This window comes from Pseudomonas sp. B1(2018) (assembly GCF_003097365.1).
In the GTDB taxonomy this organism is placed as follows: Bacteria; Pseudomonadota; Gammaproteobacteria; order Pseudomonadales; family Pseudomonadaceae; genus Aquipseudomonas; species Aquipseudomonas laurylsulfatiphila.
The window spans coordinates 128,742-139,590 of the sequence record NZ_PYUK01000013.1 but is presented as its reverse complement, the minus strand read 5'-3'; the positions used below and the strand labels follow the sequence as shown (position 1 = coordinate 139,590).

The window sequence follows — 10,849 nt, the reverse complement described above, 5'->3', positions numbered from 1 at the left end:
GCCGAAGGCTGCGATCTTTTGATCTTGAAAATCAAAAGATCGCAGCCTTCGGCAGCTCCTACAGGGAATCGGGGGTTAGAGGAGATTGTGATCGGCCACAGGCTCGATCTGCGCCCAGTGCGAAGTGTCTTCACGGTGCTCGCGCAAGTACGGCAACACCGCCCCCAGCAACGGCGCCTTGAACGCCTCCTGGAAACGATGGGCCAGGCCCGGAATCAAGACCAACTGACTGCCCCGCAGATGCGCCGCCAGATGCACCCCGTGCATCACCGGCAGCAAGGGGTCGGCCGTGCCATGCACCACCAGCGCCGGCACCCGCAACCGGTTGAGCAGCGCGACCCGGCTCGGCTCGGCGAGAATGGCCATGATCTGGCGTTTTACCCCCTCGGGATTGAACGCCCGGTCATAGGACTGCGCCGCCTGATGCAGCAGCACCTGACGATCATCGGTGACCATCGGGCTGCCCAGCGCCGCCAGCAAGTCGGCCTGTTGCTCCAGGGCCACCTCGCGGTTCGGTGCGCCACGTCGCGCCAGCAATTGCACCAGCGCCGCACTCGGGGCCGGCAAGCCTTCGGCCCCGGAGCTGGTCATGATCAGGGTCAGGCTCTCGACCCGCTGCGGGGCCATGGCCGCCATGTGCTGGGCGATCATCCCGCCCATGCTCGCGCCCAACACGTGAAATTGATCGATGTGCAAGGCATCCATCAAGCCCAGGCCATCGTCGGCCATGTCGGTCAGCGAGTACGGCGACGACACCGGCAATCCGAGTTTGTAGCGCAGCACTTCGAACGTCAGGTTGGCTTCGGCCGGTGCTTGCCGCCAGGTCGACAGGCCGACATCGCGATTGTCATAGCGAATCACCCGGAACCCCTGCTGACACAGGGCGACCACCACCTCGTCCGGCCAGTGGATCAACTGCCCGCCCAGCCCCATCACCAACAGCAATGCCGGATCCGACGTACGACCGATGCTCTGGTACGCCAGGCTTACCTGGGCCAGATCCACCCGCTCGGTCGGAACATTGACGTCACAACGCGAGGCCGCCAGGGACGGCAGGCCGAACAACAATGCGGCCAGAAACAAGATTCGTGAAAAGAATGCAGCACCCATGGAAAAACACCAAAACGCAGAACCCCAGTAGAGCGCGAGTCTGATGAAGTTTGTTCAAGCGCGCTGCCACAGTTCCATGACAGTTTGATGAAGAGCGCCGGGCGGTCATCCGGCGTCACACCCGGTTTGGCGATAACTATGTACCGCCCCTCCTCCTGTCGACTGCCGCCTAATGCCCGCACCGCCGGCACGGCCCGGCCTTCTGGAGACTCATCGTCATGGTTGACGAAACCACCCCCCTTACGGCCGATTTCGGCCTCATCTACCCATTGCCCGCCAACCCGGACCAGGGCCTGAGCCTGAGCGCCTCGGCACGCTGGGAAGAATGCTGCGAGCAGTGGCTCAGCCTCATGGCGCAAAGCTCGCAAACCCGGCTCGACACCGCCTGGTGGAGCGCCCGTGCGCTCGGCACCGATCGCTCGCGTCGGGAACAAGCCGTCCGCTTGTATCGCCAGCATTTCGAGGTGTCGAGCCAATGGGCGTTTGCCCAAGGCATACTCGATGCCGGGCAGATCAAAACGTTACTGGCGCTCATCGACCCGCCAGCGCCAACACCAACGCCGGACCAGCACCCGGTGTACGTCGAACAGTTGAATCTCAACGATGACAACGGCCTGTCTACCCCACTGTCGGGCGCGCTGGTCATCACCCGGGATACCGATCAACCGGTCGCTCAGCTGTTGTACCTGCCTTCGCACTCATCCGTCTGGATGACCTTTCAAAGCCGGATTGAACTGGAGCGCTGGTTGACCGAGCATCAACCACAGCGGTTCGACCAGCCCCCACTGTCGATGGACAAGGGCAGCGTCGGTTACACCGTCCTCGACAAGGCTGTGCTGCACACCGGCGCCGAAGCCCTGTTGTCCCGCTTGTCCATCGCCCCCGCGGACCGGCCCGGCAATGCTGCCGTGCTGGCCGCGCCACCCGACCTGCCACGGGTGGAGACAGACGACAACGCGTCCCTGTTCGGCCAGCTCAGTCCCGATATTCCCTTGGGTGTGCGGCACCGCGCGCTGGCACAACAACGCACAGCCCTGGAGCGTCTGCTCGGCGATGACTTTGCGGGTGATGCCAAGGATCCACGCCTGCAACGCCTGCACCAGCAACTCGAGAGCCTCAACGCTGCCGAGCAGGCCAGCAACGCCGCCGCGACGGCGCTGCTGGACAGCGCCGAAGGCCTCAAATGGCTGGAACTGCGCCACCAACCGGGGACGCATTACGCCGACCTGCTCCAGGCACGCCAGGACGGTTTGCGCGCCGAAGCCGAACTGCAATTGAGCCTGAATCAGATCAACAGTGAAGAGCATCAATGGCTCATCAGTGTGCTGGATGCCCCCGACCAGCCCCGAGCGGCCGACCTGGTGGTCGCGCGGCTGGAACTGTCGGCAACCGATACCGAAGGCGACACCCGCCGCACGCAAACCGAAGAACTGGACGGCGTTCTGCTGTTTGCCAAACCCTCGGCGCTGCTGGACCATTCGAGCGACAGCCTGTTGCTCTACTGGCCCGGACGCTTCGGTGGACTGCAACGGTTTGCCTCTCGACAGCTGCTGGAACAATCGTTGTTCAAACGCCCGGTCAACGACCCTGCCCTGGCAGTGCACGTTTGGCCGCTGAGCGGCTCGCCGTTTAAATACGCCTTGCAAATCCAGCTCCACAGCTGTGAACAACAAGCGGCCCGGATCATCGCAGCCAATCCAGTTCCGCTTCGTACCATCCAGCGTGCGGCCGAACTGGAAAAACTGCGTGAGCAGACCCTCGCCTGCCTGACCGTCCCCCCATCCGCCGCCCGGGGCTGGGTGTACGCACGCATCGTCGAGCAAAACCAGAGCAGTGCGCTGGCCGCTCAATTGCCGTCGTGGCATCGCGAACTGCCCGCCGTGCGGCGTGACCGGCTCAAGACACTGCTCAAATCCTGGATCGCCGCGATGCAGCGCTCCCACGCGTGGCTCGAACGTGAACTGCCGCCACGGGAGGCCTTCGCCATCAAGGCTGTCGACGCCCGGCTGCGCGAGGAGTTCGGCCTCACTCAAGCGGTGCAGGTGCTACTCGACGTTCCGGACTCAACCAGCTGGCGCAAAGTAGTCATTGAAGGTGCAGCTCCGGGCACCCCCCAGCAAAATGTGCTGTTCGCCAGCGAGCAGCGCAGCAAGCTGTCCCTGGGTGAGCTGGCGCTGGGCAACATCGATCAGGAAATGTGGTGGCGACTGTCATTCATGCAGGTCGAGGTCAGCGGTGCCGACGCCGCACAACAGCAGAAGCTGAACAGCGCCATCACGACGTCCTGGCTGCGCAAGCTGGTCACCGAGCTGGATCTGGCCGGGCAATATGAAAGGCTGATCCGCGAGACGTTCCTCGGCACCTCGACGGCATCGACGTTCGCTAATGAATATCGGCGCGAATGCCTGAGTGAGCCGTGGCGCCTGATGCTTCGCCTGCAAGGCGAATTCGCCGAGCTGGCAAAGGACATCGATGCCAACGGCCGGCAAGTGCTGGAAATCGCCATCGACGCCAACAGCCGTGAAGCCTTTGCCAGCGACGGCAAGCGCATCGAGTTGCTGCCCGCGCACCTGACCGTGGGCGGCAAGGACACCCACGCCGAGGGACCGAGCACATTAACCGGCGTCACCTTTATCGTGGAGCACGTCAGCGGCCTGACCCTGCTGTATCTGCCCGACAGCCCCGACGGCGTTTATCTGCGCCAGTTCGACAGCCTTGAACAGGCACGGATGCGACTGTTCAACGATTGCCTGCGCAGCTCGATGGTCAACTACCTGGCCGGCCGGGCCTTGACGGGCGATGTCGCCCAGCACGTCAGTCGGATCAACCAGGCCCTATTGAAAAACTTCGACGGGCTGATCGGCGTCGGTACGCCCTGGCCAGCCAGCACCTCCCTGGCGGTGCATCTGCTGAATGTACACATGGGCCGTTTGCTGGAGGCCCATCGGGCGACGTCGCGCTCCAATGATGCGTTGTACCTGGAGCAGGTCGCCTTGAAGTCCGGCGCAATGTTCAACTACCTGAAAATGGCCGTGGGCATGCTGCCCTTCGTCGGTACGACCATCGCCCTGTACGACGCCTGGAACAGCGCCAACCTGGCGGTGGCGGCCTTCCTGCGCGGTGAAGTCGGCCATGGCCTGGCCGAGGTGGAGGCGGTGCTGTTGTCACTGATCGACGCGGCCATGGACATTCTCCCCGGCACCACTGCCACCCCTGCTACTGCCCGCGTCGCCACGCGCAGTCGTCAGTGGCGGGCGCTGGGAAAAAGTCCGCGAGCCCTGCAGCTATCGACGCAACCCCAGGCGCGGCGGTCGCTGGAGTGCTTCAAGGGTTATGAATATGAAAAACCGATTTCCCTCGCGGGCCTGCAACCGGGCAGCGAAGGCATTTATCGCAACGTGTATCGCCACGCCGACGGCGACTTCATGCTCAGCCAGGGACGAATCTATCGCATCGAGCTGGAAGGCGAACCACCCCGTTGGCGTTTGAGCGGCACCAGCAGCCGGACCTACAAACAGCCAGTCGCCCTCGATGAGTCAGGCCACTGGAACACCCACTACGCCGTGTACGGCACCGTGATCGAAGGGGGGGGCGTGGGCGGTGGCGCGGTGCTCGGACACATGGCCGACGGGCTTGACCCACTCTGGCCTGCCGCCATTCGCCGTTGGCTGCCGCGCTGGTGGACCGACCGCGCCTTGCGCCGGCAATTGACCCTGACCAATACCGCCGACGCCTACACGCTACGGCTCGATACCCAGACCCGCAGCAGCAACACTCTGCTTGAGCACTATTTCGGCCTCGAACTCCAGCAGCGCCCAGCCCTTCGCTCCCGTGCCGATGTCGCCTGCGCGAACGATATCGACCTTGCCCAGGCCCAATACCTGAATCTCGATGAGCTGATGCTGTATAGCCATGGCCGCAAACGCGTGCAGATCGAAGGCATCCAAAGTCGCTGCGCCTGGATCATCGTCGACCGTTCGGTGCGGCGGATCGGCCTGGCCAAGGAACGGCTGGTGGAACACCTCAATCGTATCGATCAGCTGATCGCCCGGTCAGATGCCACAGCGATTACCGATACCGCCGCGCACTTGCAGTTCATGGCGCAACGCAAGGAGATCCGCAAAAACTTTCTCAAAGATTTCGATCAGCTGCATACGACGGTCGAGGAAGCCAATCGCTGGAACCGCCGCATCACTAACCCGACGCAAAAAAAGGAGATTGCGAAGGCCATGACGAACGTGAATGAGAAACTCAGCGAGGCCAATCACTACTACCTGAAAACGGCGCACACCCTGGAAATCATCACCCGTTATGACGCGGTGACCGACCTGTCCTGGACGTACTTCCAATTGCAGTTGAAAGCAGCCCGCAACAAGGTCGGCCGCGCGCTGCTGACGCAACATCAGCTACCCCAGGTGAGCGCCAGCGTCAGCCAGCGCAGTAAAGTCCTCGAAGACTGCCGGGCCACCTATACCGAGTTCCGGCGTCAGCTGGGCGCCTGGACCCTCGGCTATCCGCAGCATCTGGACCTGGAACAGGTCACCGCGTTTCTGGACAACCTGGACAAGGTTGAAGATTTTGCACGCCGGGCCATCAAGACGCGACCTTCTGTGGTGCCCAAAGAAGGCCGGCCCGGACAGCAACTGTTCGAGACCGAGGACAACCAATTGCTGATCGGCATCGCCAGCACCGACGCCGTCACCCGACAAAAGCGCATCACCATCGAAGGGGTCGATGGCCACACGGAAACCTGGCTGCCGCGCTCCAGCGGTAAATATCGCCTCAGCGAGCCAACGGGTTCCGTGCAGCCGGAACTGCCGACCGATATCGGGCCGCTACTGGCAGAAGCCAGGAACAGGCTGGAGGCGGCAAACGCCTACACCCGCAAAGTCGAAGGCTATGCGCGGCAGGACATGCTCCCGGTCGACCTTGAGCACATGATGGGCAGCGAGGCCACGGAGCTGACCATGCGTGCCAAGGCCATCGAACGCTTGTCGCCCACCGATGCCGTAGCGCTGCAACTGCGCAAGCGCGCGGATGAGATGTTGAGCACGGGGCGTACCTTGCGCATCAATCAAAGCATGAGCAGCAAAACCCCGACCGAAGGCTATCTGGACTATTTGGTTGAACAACGGAGGGTGGATATCCGCAAGGAAGGTGGCTTGCGCGACCTGGGCAAACGCGCCGACGGACGACGGGATTTCCTGCAGGAGTACGAGGTGCGCGACCTGCGCAGCGAACCGGCGCAAACCCTGTGGTACGCGCACTTCCACTACACCTCGGCCCAGCCGGCATTCGGTGATTTCGTCAAAGGCCATCTGAAACTGCCGGAACAACGCAACCTCGGCCTGAAATGGCAGCAGGCCGTGGCCGCCAGTGGCGGTACGGTCGACGCGATCTGGCGCGGCGACATCGGCAAACCGCTGGGCAACAAGCACTTTTCCACGCTGTAAAATGACAACGACGGGGCACGCAATGTGCCCCGTCGTGGACAGCGACATCAACATGAGACAAACTCAATCTTTTCGGCTTATCTACAAGTTTTACTCATGGAGCCTCCGGTGCTTGAAATCCGTCACCTCAAGACCCTGCACGCCTTGCGCGAAGCCGACAGCCTGGTGGATGCGGCCGATCGCCTGCACCTGACCCAGTCGGCCCTGTCTCACCAGTTCAAGGAGCTGGAAGAGCGCATGGGCATGCCGTTGTTCGTGCGCAAGACCAAACCGGTGCGCTTCACCAGCGCAGGTTTGCGCCTGCTGCAATTGGCCGACGCCACCTTGCCATTGCTGCGCGCCGCCGAACGCGACATCAGCCGCCTGGCCGGGGGCACCGCCGGTCGTCTGCACATGGCCATCGAATGCCACAGTTGCTTCCAGTGGCTGATGCCGACCATCGACCAGTTCCGCGATGCCTGGCCGGAAGTCGAGCTGGACCTGGCCTCGGGTTTTTCCTTCGCCCCGCTGCCGGCCCTGGCCCGTGGCGACCTGGACCTGGTGGTGACCTCCGATCCGCTGGATCTGGCCGGGATCACCTATGTACCGCTGTTCACCTATGAAGCGATGCTCGCGGTGGCCAACCAGCACCGCCTGGCCGGCAAGGCCTATATCGTCCCCGAAGACTTGCTCCCGGAAACCCTGATCACCTACCCGGTGGAACGGGACCGGCTGGACATCTTCACCCGCTTCCTGGAACCCGCCGACATCGAACCGGCCCAGGTCCGCACCTCGGAACTGACGGTAATGATGATGCAGCTGGTGGCCAGCGGTCGTGGCGTGTGCGGCATGCCCCATTGGGCGCTGCATGAATACAGTTCGCGGGGTTATGTGAAAGGCAAGCGGCTGGGTGAGAAGGGTTTGTTCGCCACGCTGTATGCGGCGATCCGCGCCGACATGCTCGATGCACCGTACATGCGCGACTTCTTGCTGACGGCCAAAGACACGTCGTTTTCAACGCTCGACGGCGTTAGTGCAGTTCGCTGAAATGCGATCAAATGTGGGAGCGGGCTTGCTCGCGAAAGCGGCATAACATTCAAGATTGATGTTGCCTGACACACCGCTTTCGCGAGCAAGCCCGCTCCCACAGGGATCCCGGTGACCCTTATATTTCGCGCCACATGTGGATCTTGTCGAAGTAATCCTCCCCCACCCGCACGGCCATCGGTTCCAGGCCGAACTGGACGAAACCGCAGCGCCGGTAGAGGTTGAACGCGGCATCATTGCCGGCGGTGACGGTCAACTGGATCAGGCGCAAACCTCCATGGTGCTGCGCCTCGGTCAGTGCCGCCTGAACCAGTTCATAACCGAGCCCACGCTGGCGGACCCCGGCGGTCACGTACATGCCAAACAGCGTCACCTTGTGCCGGGCCTTCTCCCGAGGCTCGAAGGCGAGGCCGACAATGCCGGCCAACCGGCCGTCCTCGAACGCCCCGAGCACCACATCCAGCTTGCTCGTCAGGCGCGACTCCCACCAGCCCAGCGGCATCGCCGCCCGCTCGCGCACACTCGAGGTGAAGGCCTGCGGGTGCAGGTCGTAGGCTTCGAGCATCAGTGCCCGATAGTCCAGGGCATGGCTGGCATCCAGTCGCTCGATCCACATGCTCAGGTCATCCGTTTTTGCTCAAGCATCAGCCGCAGCGCCAGTGCCGACAACACGAAACCCATGAAATAGCGCTGCATCGCCAGCCAGGTCGGATTGTTGACGAACCACGAGGCGATCCCCGCGGCAAACATGGCGATCAGCAGGTTGACGCAGAAACTGACGCTGATCTGGGTCAGGCCGAGGATGAGGCTCTGGCTGAACACCGAACCGTGCTCCGGCGTGATGAACTGCGGAAAAACCGACAGATAGAACACGGCGATTTTCGGGTTCAGGGCACTGGTCAAAAAACCCATGGTGATCAGCTTGCGCGACGAATCCGGGGGCAACTGCTGCGCCTCGAACGGCGAGCGCGCACCGGGTTTGACCGCCTGCCAGGCCAGCCACAACAGGTACAGCGCACCGGCCCACTTCAACACCTCATAGGCCATCGGCACCGCCAGGAACACCGCGGTCAAACCGGCGGCCGCAGCAAACAGGTGCACGAAAAAACCCGCGACCACGCCGAGCAAGGAGATCACCCCGGCCTTGCGCCCCTGGCAGATCGAACGGGAGATCAGGTAGATCATGTTCGGCCCCGGCGTCAGTACCATCAGCAACGCGGCAGCGGCAAAAATCAGCAGGTCTTGAAGCGGGATCATGGGCGAGGTCCTTTGCGTGATGATCAGGCGATCGCGGTCAGCGATGCTCGATAAAACGGCAGGATCAGGTCCCGTGTCAATGGCGCCAGAACGACACCGCCGTCGGTCACCGGGTCAATCCAGATCACCTCTTCGATCTCCGCCGCCGGAGTGACATCCGAATCAATGTTCAGTTGAAAGAGCTCGGCGTGCACGACAAAACCCGGTTCGTTGGCCGCCGGTGCCGAAAAGTGACCGAGGTAAACGGCCTGCGCCGGGTCGATGTCCAGACCCAGCTCTTCTTCCAGCTCCCGGGCCAGCGCATGAACCGGCAGCTCGTGAGGCTCGATCTTGCCGCCCGGCTGCATGAACGCCGTGGTACCGCGCTTGCGCACCAGCAGCGTGCGGCCGTCAGGGCCGATCAACAGGGCGGCGGCGATCTGGATAATGCGCGGAGAAACAGCGGATGCAGATGTCATGTGTCAACCATGGATCCTGATGGAAACCACAAGGATCCCATGTCAGGCCGTCCGCCGTCATGCCTTGACCTGAAGTGGCTGCGGCGTATCCTCCGGGACCTTCACGAAAATCCTGTACTTGCCGCCTTCCATGGCTTCGAACGCGATCAGTTTTTCCACCAGCAGGTCGTTCAACACCTTGCCGGCATTGAGCAGGAGCATGCCGTTATCGGCGTTGAGATTGCGCGCCAGCATCATCCCGGCCGTCAGTTCCCGGGTGGTCAGGACCTTGACCTGCGGATCGGCCAGGGTGATATCGCTCAGGAATGAGATGCATACCTTAATGAAATCTTCGAGCAGGTCAGGATCATAAAGCCGTCCGGCATACTGGCGCAGGTAGAGCAGCGCTTCGTCGCTGTTCATCTGTCGTTCGAGAATCAATCCTCGTTGCAACTCGACAAAGTCGACCGCCAGCTTCAGCAATCGCGATCCGAACGGAATGGCGTTGCCCTTGAGCCGGTCGGGGAAACCGCTGCCGTCCCAGCGTTCCTGATGGTGCAGGATCAACCGCGCCGCGTCCCTCATCGGGTCCAGGGACATCAGCAGCGATTCGCTCTGCTTCGGATAACCACGATAGCGGTCGCGTTCAGTGTGCCTGAGCAGATCCGAAGGGGTGACCATCATGCTGTCGGACCAGCTCAGCTTGCCGATGTTGTACAGAGCGGCCGCCATGGTCAGGTCGCGGTTGGCAGCTTCGTCCAGCCCGTGTTCCATGCAGTAGCCGCGCACCAGTTCGATGACCTGCCGATTGGTCTGCTTGGCCGGTGGCAGGCGCAGATTGGCCAGCAACGAGAACACTTCAGTGCCGGTGACATAACTATGCTTGAGCTCCTCGTAAGCCAGGTCGAGCATGTCGGCGGTCTGCTGCAATTCGGCGGTGCGGGCTGCGACGTGTTTTTCCAGTGTGCTGTTGAGCAACTTGAGCTGGTCGTTCTGCACCCGGGTCAATTGTTCCAGGCGCTGGCGCTCACGCTCCGAATGCTGGTGGTCCAGGGCCTGGCGCAGGATCAGGAGCATTTCGTCGTCATTCCAGGGTTTGCTGATGTAGTGGTGGATCTGCCCCTCATTGATGGCTTTGATGATCGCCGAGGGGTCGGCATAACCGGTGAGCATGATCCGCGTGGTCGCCGGATAGCCCTGTCGGATGTGGGCCAGCAACGTAGCGCCGTCCATATTGGGCATGCGTGCATCGCTCATCACCAGATCCACTGGCTGCAACGCCATGACTTCCAGCGCCTGGGCACCACTGGTGGCCAGCAGCACCTCGTAAGGCTGGCCGCGCAACAGGCGCCGCAGACTGTTGAGGATCGACTCCTCATCATCGACCAGCAAAATTTTGGGGCGATTGTTCAATATCGGTACGGATTGCTCTTCCATGGCATGGTCTCAAGCGAGTCATTGACTGTGACAGGCTGCGTAGGACTACCGTCCTTCCTGCCTACGCTTGAATGACAGGCTAGATGATTTTGCGCATCGCTCGCGCTAATTATTGTTTTTGAGTTCCAC

The 10,849-nt window shown here is 62.0% G+C and carries 7 protein-coding genes; 2 read left to right on the top strand and 5 right to left on the bottom strand.

What is annotated here, in order from left to right:
* Positions 1-75: 75 nt before the first annotated feature.
* On the bottom strand, positions 76-1,110 hold the full coding sequence (locus C9422_RS20690; RefSeq protein WP_116581957.1) for an alpha/beta fold hydrolase: 1,035 nt from the start codon (positions 1,108-1,110) through the stop codon (positions 76-78).
* Between the two features lie 218 nt (positions 1,111-1,328).
* Here C9422_RS20690 and C9422_RS20685 point away from each other — a divergent pair, with 218 nt between their 5' ends.
* Both C9422_RS20685 and metR read left to right on the top strand, forming a co-directional pair.
* A complete protein-coding gene (locus C9422_RS20685) occupies positions 1,329-6,563 on the top strand; it encodes a dermonecrotic toxin domain-containing protein (RefSeq protein WP_116581956.1) in 5,235 nt (1,744 codons plus the stop codon).
* Between the two features lie 108 nt (positions 6,564-6,671).
* A complete protein-coding gene (gene metR, locus C9422_RS20680) occupies positions 6,672-7,589 on the top strand; it encodes a transcriptional regulator MetR (protein ID WP_008000240.1) in 918 nt (305 codons plus the stop codon).
* 118 nt (positions 7,590-7,707) lie between these two features.
* On the opposite strand, the gene C9422_RS20670 is transcribed toward metR, so the two are convergent.
* Genes C9422_RS20670 through C9422_RS20655 form a run of 4 tightly spaced genes read right to left on the bottom strand, consistent with a single transcriptional unit; the run spans position 7,708 to position 10,720 of the window.
* Positions 7,708-8,205, bottom strand: a complete 498-nt coding sequence (locus C9422_RS20670) for a GNAT family N-acetyltransferase (protein WP_116581955.1) — start codon at positions 8,203-8,205, stop codon at positions 7,708-7,710.
* Between the two features lie 2 nt (positions 8,206-8,207).
* Positions 8,208-8,846, bottom strand: a complete 639-nt coding sequence (locus tag C9422_RS20665; RefSeq protein WP_116581954.1) for a LysE family translocator — start codon at positions 8,844-8,846, stop codon at positions 8,208-8,210.
* 23 nt (positions 8,847-8,869) lie between these two features.
* A complete protein-coding gene (locus C9422_RS20660) occupies positions 8,870-9,304 on the bottom strand; it encodes an NUDIX domain-containing protein (protein ID WP_116581953.1) in 435 nt (144 codons plus the stop codon).
* A 57-nt stretch (positions 9,305-9,361) separates the two neighbouring features.
* On the bottom strand, positions 9,362-10,720 hold the full coding sequence (locus C9422_RS20655) for an HD domain-containing phosphohydrolase (RefSeq protein WP_116581952.1): 1,359 nt from the start codon (positions 10,718-10,720) through the stop codon (positions 9,362-9,364).
* Positions 10,721-10,849: the final 129 nt, after the last annotated feature.